The sequence below is a fragment of the Methanoregula formicica SMSP genome (assembly GCF_000327485.1).
In the GTDB taxonomy this organism is placed as follows: domain Archaea; phylum Halobacteriota; class Methanomicrobia; order Methanomicrobiales; family Methanospirillaceae; genus Methanoregula; species Methanoregula formicica.
The window spans coordinates 560,862-576,010 of the sequence record NC_019943.1 but is presented as its reverse complement, the minus strand read 5'-3'; the positions used below and the strand labels follow the sequence as shown (position 1 = coordinate 576,010).

19 protein-coding genes are annotated in these 15,149 nt (G+C 56.7%); 13 read left to right on the top strand and 6 right to left on the bottom strand.

Features of this window, described 5'->3' with window-relative positions; translation table 11 throughout:
- Window positions 1–103: 103 nt before the first annotated feature.
- The 4 genes from METFOR_RS02910 to METFOR_RS02895 all read right to left on the bottom strand — a co-directional run bounded on the left by METFOR_RS02910 (window position 104) and on the right by METFOR_RS02895 (window position 2,905).
- Window positions 104–289, bottom strand: a complete 186-nt coding sequence (locus tag METFOR_RS02910; protein WP_015284604.1) for a hypothetical protein — start codon at window positions 287–289, stop codon at window positions 104–106.
- 73 nt (window positions 290–362) lie between these two features.
- Window positions 363–1,211, bottom strand: coding sequence for a DUF6159 family protein (locus METFOR_RS02905; protein WP_015284603.1), 849 nt, complete (start codon window positions 1,209–1,211; stop codon window positions 363–365).
- 82 nt (window positions 1,212–1,293) lie between these two features.
- Window positions 1,294–1,923 (bottom strand): hypothetical protein, encoded by a 630-nt coding sequence (locus tag METFOR_RS02900; RefSeq protein WP_148277578.1) that lies wholly within the window; start codon window positions 1,921–1,923, stop codon window positions 1,294–1,296.
- A gap of 76 nt (window positions 1,924–1,999) precedes the next feature.
- Window positions 2,000–2,905 carry an alpha/beta hydrolase gene (locus METFOR_RS02895; RefSeq protein WP_015284601.1) on the bottom strand — a complete coding sequence of 302 codons (906 nt, stop codon included), beginning with the start codon at window positions 2,903–2,905 and terminating at the stop codon, window positions 2,000–2,002.
- 121 nt (window positions 2,906–3,026) lie between these two features.
- Here METFOR_RS02895 and METFOR_RS02890 point away from each other — a divergent pair, with 121 nt between their 5' ends.
- Complete coding sequence (locus tag METFOR_RS02890) at window positions 3,027–4,313, top strand: MFS transporter (protein WP_015284600.1); 1,287 nt, start codon at window positions 3,027–3,029, stop codon at window positions 4,311–4,313.
- Window positions 4,314–4,467: 154 nt separating this feature from the next.
- Window positions 4,468–5,049 (top strand): hypothetical protein, encoded by a 582-nt coding sequence (locus tag METFOR_RS02885; protein WP_015284599.1) that lies wholly within the window; start codon window positions 4,468–4,470, stop codon window positions 5,047–5,049.
- Between the two features lie 167 nt (window positions 5,050–5,216).
- On the opposite strand, the gene METFOR_RS02880 is transcribed toward METFOR_RS02885, so the two are convergent.
- Window positions 5,217–5,633, bottom strand: a complete 417-nt coding sequence (locus METFOR_RS02880; RefSeq protein ID WP_015284598.1) for a hypothetical protein — start codon at window positions 5,631–5,633, stop codon at window positions 5,217–5,219.
- A 44-nt stretch (window positions 5,634–5,677) separates the two neighbouring features.
- Window positions 5,678–6,379 (bottom strand): dihydrofolate reductase family protein, encoded by a 702-nt coding sequence (locus METFOR_RS02875; protein ID WP_015284597.1) that lies wholly within the window; start codon window positions 6,377–6,379, stop codon window positions 5,678–5,680.
- A 131-nt stretch (window positions 6,380–6,510) separates the two neighbouring features.
- Here METFOR_RS02875 and METFOR_RS02870 point away from each other — a divergent pair, with 131 nt between their 5' ends.
- The 11 genes from METFOR_RS02870 to METFOR_RS02820 all read left to right on the top strand — a co-directional run bounded on the left by METFOR_RS02870 (window position 6,511) and on the right by METFOR_RS02820 (window position 15,141).
- On the top strand, window positions 6,511–6,960 hold the full coding sequence (locus METFOR_RS02870; protein WP_015284596.1) for a hypothetical protein: 450 nt from the start codon (window positions 6,511–6,513) through the stop codon (window positions 6,958–6,960).
- Window positions 6,957–7,550, top strand: coding sequence for a DUF1673 family protein (locus METFOR_RS02865; RefSeq protein ID WP_015284595.1), 594 nt, complete (start codon window positions 6,957–6,959; stop codon window positions 7,548–7,550). Before METFOR_RS02870 ends, METFOR_RS02865 begins: the two co-directional genes overlap by 4 nt.
- Window positions 7,550–7,744: a hypothetical protein gene (locus METFOR_RS02860; protein ID WP_015284594.1), complete on the top strand. Its 195-nt coding sequence runs from the start codon at window positions 7,550–7,552 to the stop codon at window positions 7,742–7,744. The genes METFOR_RS02865 and METFOR_RS02860 overlap by 1 nt, the downstream gene beginning before the upstream one ends.
- Before the next feature lies 1 nt (window position 7,745).
- The gene (locus METFOR_RS02855) at window positions 7,746–8,531 is read left to right on the top strand and encodes an SdpI family protein (protein ID WP_015284593.1); all 786 of its coding nucleotides are present in this window, start codon (window positions 7,746–7,748) and stop codon (window positions 8,529–8,531) included.
- Between the two features lie 126 nt (window positions 8,532–8,657).
- Entirely contained in the window at window positions 8,658–9,617 is a 960-nt protein-coding gene (locus METFOR_RS14420) for a hypothetical protein (RefSeq protein WP_015284592.1), read from the top strand.
- A 171-nt stretch (window positions 9,618–9,788) separates the two neighbouring features.
- Window positions 9,789–10,238 carry a hypothetical protein gene (locus tag METFOR_RS02845; RefSeq protein WP_015284591.1) on the top strand — a complete coding sequence of 150 codons (450 nt, stop codon included), beginning with the start codon at window positions 9,789–9,791 and terminating at the stop codon, window positions 10,236–10,238.
- Window positions 10,235–11,326 carry a hypothetical protein gene (locus METFOR_RS02840; RefSeq protein ID WP_015284590.1) on the top strand — a complete coding sequence of 364 codons (1,092 nt, stop codon included), beginning with the start codon at window positions 10,235–10,237 and terminating at the stop codon, window positions 11,324–11,326. The genes METFOR_RS02845 and METFOR_RS02840 overlap by 4 nt, the downstream gene beginning before the upstream one ends.
- A complete protein-coding gene (locus tag METFOR_RS02835) occupies window positions 11,323–12,420 on the top strand; it encodes a hypothetical protein (protein WP_015284589.1) in 1,098 nt (365 codons plus the stop codon). The genes METFOR_RS02840 and METFOR_RS02835 overlap by 4 nt, the downstream gene beginning before the upstream one ends.
- Window positions 12,420–13,580 carry a DUF6159 family protein gene (locus tag METFOR_RS02830; protein ID WP_015284588.1) on the top strand — a complete coding sequence of 387 codons (1,161 nt, stop codon included), beginning with the start codon at window positions 12,420–12,422 and terminating at the stop codon, window positions 13,578–13,580. The genes METFOR_RS02835 and METFOR_RS02830 overlap by 1 nt, the downstream gene beginning before the upstream one ends.
- Window positions 13,577–14,692, top strand: coding sequence for a hypothetical protein (locus METFOR_RS02825; protein ID WP_015284587.1), 1,116 nt, complete (start codon window positions 13,577–13,579; stop codon window positions 14,690–14,692). The genes METFOR_RS02830 and METFOR_RS02825 overlap by 4 nt, the downstream gene beginning before the upstream one ends.
- Window positions 14,689–15,141, top strand: coding sequence for a hypothetical protein (locus METFOR_RS02820; RefSeq protein WP_015284586.1), 453 nt, complete (start codon window positions 14,689–14,691; stop codon window positions 15,139–15,141). The genes METFOR_RS02825 and METFOR_RS02820 overlap by 4 nt, the downstream gene beginning before the upstream one ends.
- The last annotated feature ends 8 nt before the right edge of the window (window positions 15,142–15,149 follow it).

Genomic DNA, 15,149 nt, shown 5'->3' with positions numbered 1-15,149 from the left:
AAATGAAACGAGGGTTATTCCCTCCCGAACTTGTCCAGAAGTGAGACCCCGATTCGAAGCGTGCTTTCGCACTCCTCTCATTGTCTTCTCACTGATGGCGGGACTATTCTCGTCCAAACTTTTTCAGGAGTGAGAAGCCAACTCCAAAGAACAGGACGGCGGCCACCGGCCAGGTGATCCTGCCGTTCATCATGAAGTCTATACCGAGGAAGAAAACAGCAAGCATCAGCATCACGGCAATGCCGTACCACCACTTCTTCCGGCCTTTTCCCGTATACCCTTCATCCATTGCACTTATAGTATCAGGGAATAGTAGGGAGAGTGGATTAAAAAAAGGTTGCGGAAAGGAATTCTCCTTTTTCTCATATGTTGCCAGGCCCTGCCTGCTTTGGCATGAAGGCATTCTGGATTGTGTCCCGGTTGAATGCGGCAGGGACGGTGCCGGTCTTTGCATACGTGTAGAGCGCAGTGACGAAGATGCCCTGCATTGCGTAGTAGACAACAGCGAGGACCACGATCATGAGGAGGAAGAGGGCAAGGGCTGCGTAAAAGAGGAGATCGATGCCAAGGAAAAGCGTTCCAAGGACGCAGAGTCCCCCGAGGACACCGATGACGACAAACACGACCGCCATCCCGCCGGCGCCGACGATACTCTCGCCCCACGTTTTCCGGATCAGGGAAAATGACTCCTTTATGGACTCAAACACGCCCTTGTCCTCGATGACAAGCACGGGGACTACGAAGAAAGTGACCAGCGCCCATGCGCCGCCGACAATGGAGAGGACAATCTGGCCGATGAGACCGGAGCGCTCTTCGAGAAGGTGGAGAATAAGGCCGACCGTTGCGGAGATAACGGCCCAGCCAATGATAGCGGGCAGGTGCTTTGCTGCAGCGGAAAGCCCTTCTCCCACCGTAAGGTCCCTGCCGTTCAGTTTCGCGTTCACGCACGAGATGAGAGCGGTATTGAAAAAGATCACAACAAAGTAACTCACGATATAGAAGAGGAAGAGAAGTCCGTAATACAGGACCGGACCTGCGTGTGCCTTTCCCATGAGCGCTCCGGAGAACAAGAGCGGGAGGATGAAGGTAAGCACGACAAGGATTGTGACGATTCCCGAGAGGATGGGGAATACAAGCAGTTTCTTGTCGTCCATCAGAATATTCCAGCTTGTCTTCACAAGCTCGATGCTTCTGCCGATGCTTTCAAACATAGGATCAGCGTGGTCGCGGGAACGAGATGAAGATTGCGAGGAGATCCTGTGAAAAAGAGAATTTTTCGGGAAGCCCTCAGGGTTAATGCCGGCGGCGCATCCAGACGACACCTGCCATACCGGACGCAAGGATGCCAACCACTGCGGAGAACGCCGGCGACCTGGTGGCAGCAGGGGAGGCCGTGGTAAGTGGGGGAGTCCGGGTGGGAACCGTAATGACGGCGGGTGCTGTGGGTGACCCGGCAGCCGGCTGGCTGACAACGATCTCGCTCCCCGACATGATGTTTCCGGTGTTGTCGATCTCGATCAAGTCAATGACGGTAACAGAACCAGTTGCTGCCGGAGGGACCGTACCGGTTACAGTGACGGTAAACCGGACATCGTGGTTCACGGAATAGGAGAGTACCATGCCGTTGATGAACGCGGCGGTGCCCGATGCTGTCTGTTGCGCAGAGTTGTGACCATCGACCACGACCTGGATGTTCCATTTCGCGTTCTCAAGCTGCGTTGTCATCTGGATCTCGTGGTCCCGGGGGAATGTCGTCCCACTCGGGATGGCAAATGTTGCGACAACTTCCTGCCCGTCACCAGGGATGAGGGGAGGGTTGGGAGTGAACGACTCGGAGGTCAGGACGGGACTGGCTGCAACGGGAATCACGAAGATGAGGAACAGCAGGCACCCGCAGATCAGGGAACGAAAAACAGGGTTCATGATATACCGGAAAAGAGGGTGTACCCGGCCCATGATAGCCATGTCGGTCTGGTTTGCGGGCGTACAACAGAGAGAATCAGCGGCCCTGGATGCCACGGATGAACAATCCGGCATGGTCGATTGCTTCCTGGCCCTCCGGAAGCTGGCCGGCAAATACCTGCCAGCAGTGATACATGCCCTCCCAGATCTCCACCTGGACCGGTGCACCGGCCCACCGTGCTTTCTCAACGAACGTCCCGATATCAGAGAGGAGGAGTTCATACGTGCCCACCTGGATATAGAGGCGGGGGAGGTTTTTGAGCGCGCCACGGACTGGGGAGGCAAGGGCATCCGATGCATTGCGACCAGAGAGATAGGCGGTCCGGATTGCGTGGAGGCGGTCGGCCGTTATCGCGTCCCGCTGCCCGTTTTTCGTCACCGATTCCCCGGCAAACTGCATATCGGTGATGGGAGACATGCAGACCGCGGCCGGGGGGAGTGTATATCCCCGCTCCCTCATTGAGAGGAGCGAGACAAGGACGATATTTCCCCCTGCGGATATCCCCAGCGGGACGATGCGGTGGGGCGGGTAACCCTTTGCCAGGAGGAAGCGGTATGCGGCTACAGCATCCTCAACCGGCGCAGGAAAGGAGTGCTCGGGGGCGAGCCGGTAATCAACGGAGAAGACCCGGGCCCGGGCAGCGCGGGAGAGTCGGATGCAGAGGCCCAGGTGGTCGGCCGTTGATCCCATCGTGAACATCCCGGCATGGAAAAAGAGGATTGCATAGTCCGGCTCGGCTTCGGGAACAGAGATCCAGTACCCGGAGAGGTTATCGCGGATTGCCGCCTGCTCAACAGTATGGGCCCCCTCGCTGACAATCTCGTCCTGCATCTCGCGGTAAAATTCAGAATATTCCTTCCGGGCGGCAACAAGGGGCTTGTCCGGGCCGGGCGCATGAGACCGGATGATCGAGAGAAGTTCTTCCGGGGACTCGCGGATCATTGTGTTCTGTGTTAGAGAGGCCGGGTAATAAAGGATGAGGGTACGACCGGCAGTTCCGGGCGCAGTACGGCGCGGGGATGCAAAACCGAACGCATATCAGGCACCGTGCAGACCGGTATCCATGCGGGACGAGTGGAGCCTTGAGGAGAGGACGGTCCGGAAGGTGACCCGCCGGCTGCTCCCGTTCCTCTTCATCCTCTATGTCATCGCGTTCCTCGACCGGGTCAACTTCGGGTATGCAGCACTCGGGATGAACAGCGCCCTCGGGATCTCCGCGGAGGTCTTCGGGTTCCTCTCGGGCATCTTCTTCATCGGCTACCTGCTCTTCGAGGTGCCAAGCAACATGATCCTCCAGAAGATCGGGGCCCGGATCTGGATCAGCCGGATCATCATCAGTTGGGGCATTGTCGTCATTGTCACCGCGGCTGCTTCTGATGCCCTCCAGCTCGCCGCCCTGCGCTTCATCCTCGGGGTCGCTGAGGCGGGATTCTTCCCCGGAATTATCCTCTATATCACCTGCTGGTTCAGGAGAAAGGACCTGGCGAGTGCCGTTGCCCTTTTCATGACCGCGCTTGCCGTCTCGAATATCATCGGTGCCCCGGTCTCGACGTGGATCCTCGACAATGTCAGTTGGTTCGGTATCGCGGGCTGGCGCTGGCTCTTCATTCTCGAAGGACTGCCGGCAATCGTGCTTGGGATCGTGACCTACTTCTACCTGACCGATCGGCCAAAGGACGCCACATGGCTGGAGCCGGAAGAACGGGAGTGGCTTTCTACAGTGATTGCACGGGACAATGCAGAGGCGGCGGATTCACGGCACGACTTCTGGTCCGTGATCCGCGACACGAGAATCTGGCACCTTGCCAGTATCTACTGCACGGTCGTCATCGGGTTGTACGGCCTCGGCTTCTGGATGCCGCAGATCATCCATGCCATGAACCCTGCGTTCACCAACTTCGAGATCGGCCTTGTGATGGTCATCCCCTACGTCATTGCCCTCTGTGCAATGGTCGCCTGGGGCAGGCACTCGGACCGGACCGGAGAACGGATAGGGCACACGGCACTTCCCCCCATTATAGGAGGGATTGCACTGGCGGCAGCCGGTCTTTTCCCCATACCCCTCCTCGCGTTCATCCTGATCTGCATCGCCACGGTTGGCATCTATTGCGAGTTCGGCCCGTTCTGGACCCTTCCTGCGCTCTTCCTTGCAGAGGCGGCCGCTGCTGTGGGGATAGCAGTGATCAACTCGGTCGGGAATCTCGGGGGGTTCATTGGCCCGTCCCTTGTTGGTTTCCTCATGAAAGCAACCGGGTCAACGGATGCCGGCCTTGTCGCGATCGGCGCATGTCTCATCCTCTGCGGGCTGCTCACGCTTGCGGTCCGCAACACCCGCAGGATAGAATCATAGGAACGAAAATTTTTCATGAAAACATTATTCCGGGCGTTCATTCATTAGATTTAAAAAAGAGTAAGCTAATATACCGCAATAATCATTTCACGAAATGCCCGGCTGCCATTCCACAGGGCACCGGTTGTGATCTGAGCAGTACGGTGGTATCATCATGACGTTTTCCAAAATCGGCATCATCGCCATTTTTCTGGTTGTGATCGCAGTCGCCGCTGCCGGGTGCAGCGGGAGCATCCAGCCTTCACAGCCCGGCACCGGAGCAGATTCAGCGGGCGGAAGCTCTCCTGCAGCGGGTAGCACCAGTGCAGGAACCTCAAGCGGAACGGATCTGCTTGGCGGGGTGAACTATGAATGGGCGGAATACAAGATCACCAGCAATGCCGGGGGAGAGAAGGTCTCCATGTTCTTCAAATACAACCAGAAGACCGGAAAATGCACAATGCGGATAGAAGGAATGGAGGACCAGACGGGCATGCTCTCCAACCTTGACTGCAGTTCATCAGGCAGCACCGGTTCTGCATCCGATCCCAATGATATCGGGTCCGATGTCAAACTGGCGAAGGTTTCTACCGAAACAGTTACCGTCCCCGCAGGAACCTTCGTTGCCGACAAGTACATGGCAAGTTCCAATGGCGTTACGGCGTACTACTGGATCGCATCCGGCAAACCTCTCGTAAAGATGGAAGGGGGCAGTGCTGAAGGGACCGTGACAACCGAACTGGCCGGCTGGGGATAATCTCCCATCAGTCCTTTTTTCATTCTTTTTCATGGTAAACCTAAACCCGGTGGACATGTTGCATTCCTTGCTGCACAATGCGCTGCGTGCACGATGCGGGCTTTCCGCGGGAGCGCGAGCGGCCTGATCCCGGTTTAAAACCGGGGTAAAAAAAGAGATTGTTCCCTTCAGAAGTAATACATCAGGACGGTCTGCTGGTACCCGTTCTCCCAGGTCCCGATAATGTTGGCTGTTACCGGAGTAGCAAGCCCCTGGTAGGTAAACACGATTGATTCGCCGGGTGAGGGTGTCAGGACCGTGCGCTCGAAATCATCAAGGTCCTGATTGTCAATCCGGACTTTCAGGGCAACAAGGCCCCCTGCATCAGGGCCGCCGGTATAGGTGATGTTCACGATCTTTTGTGTCTTGAACACGTCAAACGTCAGGCTTTTTTCCGCTATGGTTGTCGTTGCGACCGGAAGAGGGGTGACCGGGGCCGGTAACGCAGTTGTCTGGGGAGGTACCGGTGCCACCGGCTGGGTACAGCCGCTTGCAAATACGAGGAGCAGGACAAGGAGAAGACAGGTACAGAATGCACGTCTCATGAATGGATTGTGGGGTATGATGGGAAATAAAGGTTGGGAGGTGATTACTGGACCGGGACCGGTTCAGCGCCGTCCACAGCATACTGCGACCATACGATCCCGTCCTTTAACACCTCTGTGCTTTTATGGACAAGGTGGATCTGGAGACCCGTGATGCCCGCCTGTCCCGGGTCGCAGAGTGTCGGTACAGCCTTTCCTCCGGCAATGACCGGGTGAATGAGGACACTCACCTCGTCCACGAGCCCGGCATGCAGGAGGACGCTGTTGAGTGTCCCTCCACTATCAATCCGCAGGGTCTTCACGCCATGTTCACGGTTCAGTGCCTCCAGCGCTTCCCGCATATCGACACGTTCGCCTCCGGTAATGATCGTCCCGATATGGCGTTCTTTCAGGTAATTCTGGTATTCTTTAGGTGTTGCGCGGGAACAGATCGCAAGTACGTCCCGCATGTAGGGCCATTTCCGGATCGCGTCCCAGCAGCGCACCTGCCCGCGGCTGTCGGCAATGACGAGCAGCGGGCGCGGATCCGGCTGCCCTGCCGGCGGCGTGAACATCTCCTCGTGCTCCGGCGGGACTGCGAGCGCGGGATTGTCCCGGACTGCCGCAAGAACCGTCCCGCTGCCGAACAGGATTGCGTCGGGATTCCATTGCGCGGCAAGGGAATAATACAGCTCAAGGTCTGCGGGGAAGTTCGTGATGCGGCCGTCAAGGCTCATCGCAGTATGAATAATGACTCGGGGTTTCATGGATGATTCCTGATTACGCGTTGGACTGGCAGGAGATAAGGTGGTGCTGCAGGGAGTGAAACTAAAAATGCCTCTGCCCGTTCCATGGCCATCCCGCAACATATATAATGTCAACATTCTAATGTTGACATATGTTCCTTGCAACGGACGACCGTCAGTTCGGGTTCTGGGCACTGCGCCGGAGCGGGAAGTCCAATATCGGGATTGCCCACCGGTTTGGCATCTCCCGCCAGGCCGTGTCGCGGGCCCTCCACCTCATGGACGAGAAGATCGAGAGCACCCTCCGCGGGATGGCGGAAGCAAACCAGATCTCCATTGAGAAGATCAATGCCGAACGGGGAATCCTCCTCGGAAAATCGATCCCGTTCCAGACCGCTGCGATCATTTTTGTGTCGGAAAAACACGGGGTGCAGGTCTGGTACGAACATGACGGGGACTGCGGGGCGTGCCAGCGGTACACCGAGTGTATCGAGCTCCTCTGGGACTATTCCACCGAACTGGGCGTCCGGATCGAAAAGACCGCCGACCCGACAAAGATGGCGGATGAACTGTTCACGAGGGTAAAGGCGCTGATGAAATGACGCGGGTTTCCGAAGTTATCCGGGGCTGGCTGGGCTGGTGTCCGAACGCACAACAGCGCACTTTCCGCAGGGATAGTGCGACGGATACAACACATATATTACCCGCTGGCAGCGGTGGGGACGTGCGCACACTTTCCTTTGGCTGGAAGAACCGGTACCGAACCCGCGCGCTTGCATTCGCGCTCTGCATGACCGTTGTCGGGATCTCCCTCTTTGCCATATCGGAAGGCGATAAACTCGGATTGCTCATAAAAGGCCTGATCGGCGCAAGTTTTCTCTTTGCCCTTGACGGAATCCGGTACTGGACCCTGTTTGAGGATGTACGCACTACTGGCAGAGTAGAGGTGATTCACTGGAGCAGGAGGAGGCCGATCCAGTACCTCGTTCTCATTTCATCTCTCTTGATCATCGGGTTCGCAATCCTGGTCTTCTTCGGATTTGTCCCGGGTTTAGGGCTGCGAACTCTCGATGCATTCCTGGCCGGGTTTACGGTAATCGGGTGGCTCCACCTCATCATGATCATCGCATGGGAGCGGCAGTCGGGCCTCCAGCTGTACACGGACGGCAAACAGATCTACCGGAGGGCCTGATGCCGCAGCCTGACGGAGAAACCTGCACTCAGAATACTGCGGGGGCGCCGGAATGGATGGCTGCCCTTGCGATTGTCATCCTCTTTGCCACACCGGGCTTCGGGGGATTTTTCTTGTGGCCGTTCTTTGTCGGAGCGGTCCTGATCGTCTGTCTGGTGTATTGGTACTGCCGCCATAGCCGGGAGGTGCAGTGAGATGGTGCAGGTTTTCTTCCGGATCTGGGACGCAATGGGCTGGTGCCCGATGCATCCAACGCCACGGGATCTGCCACCTGCCCCGGAGGGGAGCGGGCTGAAGACGCGCGTGGCCGGTGACAGCGGGGCGGTTGCCCGTCGGTCTGCCCGGTTCATGCGTCTTGCCTGGGGCGTAGTTATCCTCGCGTGGGTTCTTGCATTCCTGGCCCTGCCCCACCTGCCGGAAGTCATTCCGGTCCACTGGGGCCTGCACGGGGAGCCTGATGGGTTTGCCGACCGGCTGCCCGGTGCGCTGGGCCTGCCGTTCCTGACCACCTTCATCATGGCCCTCCTCCTCGTCATCCCCCGGTTCGACTCCGTCCAGATCTCCCTCATCCCGTTCCGTGACAGTTATTCCCTTGTAATCCTTGCAACCGTCTCGATGTTGCTGTGCGTCGAAGTCATGGCGCTCCTTATCGGTCTCGGGGTCAATGTGCCGCTGGTCACGCTCGTCCCGGTGCTGATCGGCCTGCTCTTTATCGTCATGGGAAGCCTGATGCCCCATATCGGGAGGAACACGACCATAGGTATCCGCCTGCCATGGACTCTCGCAAGCGAAGAGGTCTGGAAGAAGACGCATGAGTATGGCGGAAGGCTCTTTGTGGCAGCGGGAGTGGTTGTTGTTATCGGCAGCCTCGTCACCGGCATCTGGGCAACCGCGCTCATGCTCATCGTCATCCTCGGGACAACGCTGTACATCTGCATATGGTCGTACCGGCTGGCAAAGACCGTACCGGCACGGGACTGATGGTTCAGGAACTATCAGGAATCTGCCAGGGTTTGGTGGGATAACACCCGTAAAGGAGTGATCCGGTCGATTGCGGGGAAAAAACTAAACGATAATTTTATATTGTAAATGTCAATACATTTACACATGTCAAAACCAGCCAGCAACAACCCGTACGGGTTCTGGAAGATGGCCCTGCTGCTCATCTTAGCAGGTGCAGTCGTATTGTCATTGTCTCCCGTATCTGCGGAGAAGCCGCTCGTCACTATCGTGGCAAAAGGCGATCAGTCCTATTATATGGGGGAAAAAGTGGTCTTTAGCGGGATGAACACCGATTCGGATTCCACATACCTCTTCATAACCGGACCCAACCTCCCAGATAACGGGGGAAACCTTGCTTCCCCAAATCAAGATACGGTCAGCGGGAATCCCGATTCATTCACCCGGGTAAAAACCAAGCCGGATAAGACATGGGAATATACCTGGTATACGTCTGATCTCAGACTGGATGCCGGGTCGTATACAGTATATGCAGTGACAAAGCCGGAAACAAAAGACCAGTTCAATGACCTGACAACGTATGGTACGGTCAGTATCATCTACAAAAAACCCTTCCTTATGACCGCTATCTCCCCGAAGCATTTCCTGAAAGGACAGCCATTCACGGTCAACGGCTATGCAGAAGGTGACCCGTCCGCAGTCCAGCTCTGGATCCTCGGCAATAACTTCTTCTCCCTCATAACCGTCCCGGTCGACAAAGAGGCACTCTACACGTTCACTGCCGATGCAGAGTTCTCCAAAAAACTCGCCCCGGGTGACTACTACCTCATAGCGGAGCATTCGATGGCGGACAACCGGTTTGACTTCACCTTTAACGGAGAATATGTCACCGGAATGGAGGACAATACGACGATAAACATCTTTAAGGTCAGGGGGCCGGGCAGCCTGCAGGGGAAGGATGCAGCAGAGGCGCTGGTCTTCGCACTAAGTGAGAATGAACACCGGAATGAGACCTTAGCACGGGACACCCATGCAATCGTAGCGTTCAGCGTGGGTGAAACTGACACTACCCTGCGGGCACAACCGATTGTAACCACCCCGGCATAACAGCAGGCCCCGCCAGCCCGTCACGGTTCGCCGCATCCGGCATCCGGGCTTGAATCCACAGGTCGCAACCACCGGTGGCGGGCAGTCCATTCCTTCTTTTTTCCTCCTGCCGGAAAACCCCGGCCACAAATTCCCAATGTTTTTATATTGTAAATGTCAATACATTTACATATGTTCCTGCCCACGAATGAGAAACAGTTCGGGTTCTGGAAGATGCGTCGCAATGGGATGCAGAATGTCACGATTGCAAACCTGCTGGGGATCACCCGGCAGGGGGTATCCCAGGCACTCCGCGTGATGGACGAGAAGATCGATGCCTCGCTACGGGAGATGGCCCACGCAAACCGGATCCAGATCGAGAAGATCGATGTTCAGCGCGGGGTCCTTTTTGGCAAATCCATCCCGTTCCAGACCAATGCTTACATCTTCGTCTCGGAGAAGCACGGCATGCAGGTCTGGTACGAACATGACGGCGACTGCGGGGCTTGTGATGAGTACACCCAGTGCATCGAGTTCATCTGGGACTTTGCCTCCGAATTGGGGATAAAAATCGAGAAGACTGCCGATCCGACAAAGATGGCCGAGGAACTGCTCTCAAAAATCCGGGGATTGAGCGGATGAATCTCATTTCCTCTATCGCAGACTGGTGGCTGGGCCTGTGCCCGAAAACACCGGCCTTCCATACAGCACCGGCAGTTCTCATGGCCTCTTCAGAAACCATTCATCCCGCACAGCCGGATGGCAATGGACCCGCCGATCGTTCTGGCAGGATCCGACAGGGAATCAGAATCGCTGCAGGAAGCCTGAAGACGATGGTGAGGGAGCGACAAATGCTCTGGTTCTCACTCATCTCCGGGCTCCTGATGTCCTTCCTTTTCACCCTGATGTACTGGACCAGAGGCAACGTGTATTACGACCCCTTCCTTATCAGTATCCCCCTTGGAGATTTCATCCTGTGGTTTGACCCAAGACTCATCCCGATCCTGGCATTCTGCCTCTTCTGTTTCACATTCCTGATGGCAGGTCTCATCAGGTACCGGAACCTGATTCGTACTGAGCACCCGGTCACCATCCGTGAGGGATTATCTGGGGCCCGCGCCCATGCAGGCCCGCTTGCAGCCCTGTCCATTGCAATGGCTCTTGCCGGCACAATCCTGATTGTGGTTGTTACGAGCGATAATCTGGCCGATATTTCCATCCAGGTGATGGATATCTTCATGCCCTATACCTGGTTCCTCCCTGATTCGCTCGGGTTATCGATTACCTTTTGGTTCATGAGTGTTATCCTGTGCATTACCATCATCCTGTTCCTGGCGGTACCCTATGTAGTGCCAGTCATCGTACTGGAGAATAAGGGGCTGGTTTCCGCCCTTGGAGGATCGATAACCCTCATACGGAAGACCCGGCGTGAAATACTTGGCTGCATCCTTGTTTATGGGGCACTTGTCCTCCTGGCCGGGGCCATATCGCTGGTAATGAACCAGTTACTTTTACACTACAACTACGATCCTGTATTCTGGTACTCCCAAGGCCTGATTCCCATCGTGGCACTTGGTTATGAAATCGTCCTGTTCTGCTTCGCGGTCCTGATAGCGGTATGCTCTATGGCTGTGGGTGTTGCAATAGTGGATCTCTACCGGGTCGGAAAGAGCGGGAAGGAGTCCGGGATACCGGAAGGGAACAGGAAACAACCGGAGCCTGCCTCATGACCCGGTTAGCGGAAATTGCCGAGAGCTGGTTCGGCCTGTGCCGGAAACCACCGGTGGTCCGGACATTGCAGGCAGATTTTGTCCACCTGCCCGAAAACGCCCATGAGGGACTCCCGGATGGAGGAAGCGGGGGATCGGGCGCAATTCGCCGGGGGATCGGGGCAGCATTCTCCGGTATGAGGACGCTGAACCGGAACCGGCAGCTCCTCTGGTTCGGGCTTTTTACCGGGCTGGTGCTGGCCGGAAATGCTGTTGCTGAAGGGGCGCTCTGGTATATCAACAAGACCCTGCAACCGGATATCATCGGATTATATGCCCAGGACTTTTTCCTCGGCTTTGCAACACTGTTCTGCCTGGTGCTTCTGCTGGCGGGTCTTTTCTTAAGCCTCTCTTCAATGAAAGAAGGGGCTGCACCGTTTTTTGAGGGGCTCGCTGGAGCAAAAAAATACTGGAAACCACTCTTCCTGTGGTCGATAATTCTGGCACTTGCAGGCATCCTGCTCTTCCGTATCTGGTTTGGTCTTTTTACCGGGCTGCCTCCGGAGTTCCGGTTCCTCAATATCTTTGGGCCCGTTACTTTCGTTACCAGTACGATCACCCAGTTCCCCTTCAACTGGACACTTGACTGGGCCATGTTGACCGAGATCCCGGGCTATGGGGGACGATCGCTGTTACTATTGATCTATCCTTTCGGGTTCATGAGAACCGCAAACTTCATTGTTGTCAGCCTGTTCCTGTTCATACTGACGCCGTTTGTCGTGCCTCTCATCGTACTTGAACAGAAAACTCTCAGGGAAGCTGTCGCGGGATCGTTTGCCCTGATGAAAAAGATCGGGGCAGAGGCCGTCACCTGTGCTGTATTCCTTGGGATTGTCCTCTTCGGTGTGTTCCTGACGCACCTGATCGTCCAGGCTGCGTCCGGGATTGTAAATCCCTATGTGACCGTGATGTTCCATCCCACCGTTGGCTGGATCACGGTTGCCGTGCTCTACAATCTTGCACTCGTGGCGTTTGCATTGGTTGTTGTAACCATCGGCGGGATCGCTGCGCTGGAGATGTATCGAGATACGAAGGCGCGGGAGAGCGCGCAATAATGACCCTCGTTTCCACCCTTGCCGACTGCTGGCTTGGCCTCTGCCGGAGGGCCCCGCGAGTCCGTGCATCGCAAACAGTCATCCGCGATCAGCCCGAGCCCGTTCATGAGGGCCAGCCGGGTGGCGGGGGCGGAGGAGGGACAGGCGCGGTACGGATGGGGATTGGGGCCGCACTGTCAGGCACGAAGACGCTGATCCGGAACCCGCAGCTCCTTTGGTTCTCGCTCCTTGTCGCGCTTGTGTTGGCCGGGCAGTCTCTCCTCCACGGAGTGATCCGCGAATTGTCGTCATCGCCTGAATTGAACTTCGTCATCAATTCTTCCATTACCGAATGGCGGTTCGTTGTCGATCCCTGGATTACCCTGGTCTGTCCGACGTTTTATCAGAATTATGCCAGCACACTCACATCGCTTGTTTTTGCATTTGTTGTCGAGCTTCCCATGATCTTCTGCCTGGTAGTGTTACTCGCAGGCCTTGTCCTGAGCCTCACATCAAAGAAAGGCGGCCCGGTCTCATTCTTTCATGGACTTGGGATGGCCAGAAAATACCTGCGACCTCTCGCGGGGTGGTCCGTTGTTATGGCGCTCGCAGGCATCATCGTGCTCTTCGTTGGTTACTATAATTCCTATTTGCTGAGCGTAAGCATCGTGCAAATTCTTGACCACGCACTCCACCAGAACCCCTTCAACTACGTCATCAACCCGAATCTCGGGAATACTATCTTCTTCGGGGGTAAGTTCGATATCAACTGGCTCCTCTACTCCGGGCTCTGGGACACCCTCATCCTTTCAGCAATCAACGTACTCCTGTTCGTCCTGACCCTGTTTGTCGTTCCCCTTATCGTACTTGAGGAGACAAGCCTGAAGGGAGCGATAATGGGATCGTTCACCCTGATGAGGAGGGGCTGGGGTGAAGTAGCCGCCTGCCTTCTCGGCCTCGGGATTGTCGTATCCGCTGCCATGTTCCTGTCACTCATCTTTCCGGTAGTAGCCGGGGGGAATATCGCGGTTGATTATTGGCCCCCGCCTGCTGAGTGGCTGGCTGCCGGCCTCCTGTACGTCCTTGCCCTCACCAGCCTCGTGGTAATCGCGGCAACGGTCGGCGGGATCGCTGCGCTGGAGATGTACCGGAATGCAAAGATGCGGGAGAGCGGTCAATGACCCTCACTTCCACCCTTGCAGACTGCTGGCTGGGACTCTGCCGGAAAACCCCTGCGCTGCATACCGCTTCAGCAGTGCTGCTGGGGGATCCGGGAGAGATCCGGTCAGTCCAGTCGGATGCCGGAGGATCTGCCGGGCGCCAGGGCCGGATCCGGAACGGGATCGGCATCGCAATGGCAAGCATCAGGGCCCTCTTCAGCGAGAAGCGGCTGCTTGGGTTCTCGTTTCTTTCAGGTCTCGTGATCCTCTTCCTGGTACTGGCAGAACAGTGGAACCTGTCTCACATCGATACCTCCTACGCCGTGTCGAACCTTATCACCATCCAGCTCGGCGATTCCTACCTGATCGTCTTTGACCTGCGGCTTTTCGTGATTGAAGCAGTCTGCCTTTCAGGCTTCACCCTCCTGCTGGCAGCCCTTGTCCGCTACCGGAACGCCCGGAATGCTGCCATCCCGATCACTGTTCGCCGTGCATTCGGTGAGTCCGGAAGACACGCCGGTTCGCTTGCGGCTCTTTCTCTTACCATGGCATTCGTGACAACGGTCCTCCTGGAGATCGCGTCCCAGAACCAGTTCACCGGAACGATCGTGTCTGCCATATCGCACGCGATGTTCTGGCTGCCCTATGCGTACTACTTTGCCCCGAACGGGATCTTCACCTCGCTCTTCTTCTCGTTCCGGATCCTGGTCGCAAACACCGTCCTCTTCCTGCTGGCCCTGTACGTTGTCCCGGTCATCGTGCTGGAGAAGAAGGGGCTCCTTTCAGCCTTTGCCGGCTCGGTCCGGCTCATGAAGAAGACCTGGCGCGAGCTGCTGGGCTGTGCCCTCGTTTTCGGGGCAATCATCCTCGCTGTCGCTGCCATCGGACTCCTGATCGGCCAGTCACCGGCCCTGCTCAACAACGACTACGACTTCTTCCTCCAGGAATCCCGGGGACTGGTACTGATGACGGGGGCCTGCTACGGGTTCCTCCTTGCCTGCGGGATGCTGATGGCGGCAGGCTCGACCGTGCTGGGGATTGCCGTTACGGACTTGTACGCGTGGGGGAGAACGGGTTCCCACCAAGCCAAACAGGAGACCACACCATCCCCCCTTGCGGAGCCTGCGCGATGACGAGGGTAACAGAGGTGATCCGGGGCTGGCTCGGGTTATGCCCGCATGGACCGACTCATAAGACCAGGACCTTTCCCAATCCGGGCGACACGTGCCAGGTGCCGGATAAGCCATCTCCTCACCCGGCTGCGCCACCTGTTACAGCCACGGCCGACTCACGCCCGGCGTACCAGGAGAACTTCCTCCTTATCCTCCTGCTCCTGGCCGGTCTCTTCTGCCTTGTCGACCTGAAGATGCTCGCCATTGCCGGAGTCTTCTCCGCCCTGCTCGTCTATTACGATGCCCAGACGTTGCATGCAGGGGAGAAGTTCGAAAAGGAATCCATTCTTGGCGATGTTGTCACGTGGCGTCCGCTGACTTGGGCGCTCGCGGTGCTCATCATCCCGCTCATCTTCCTTGCCATCTACGTCTTCTCGCGAAAGGAGATCTTCGACGCGAATTCCGGATAACGGGGATC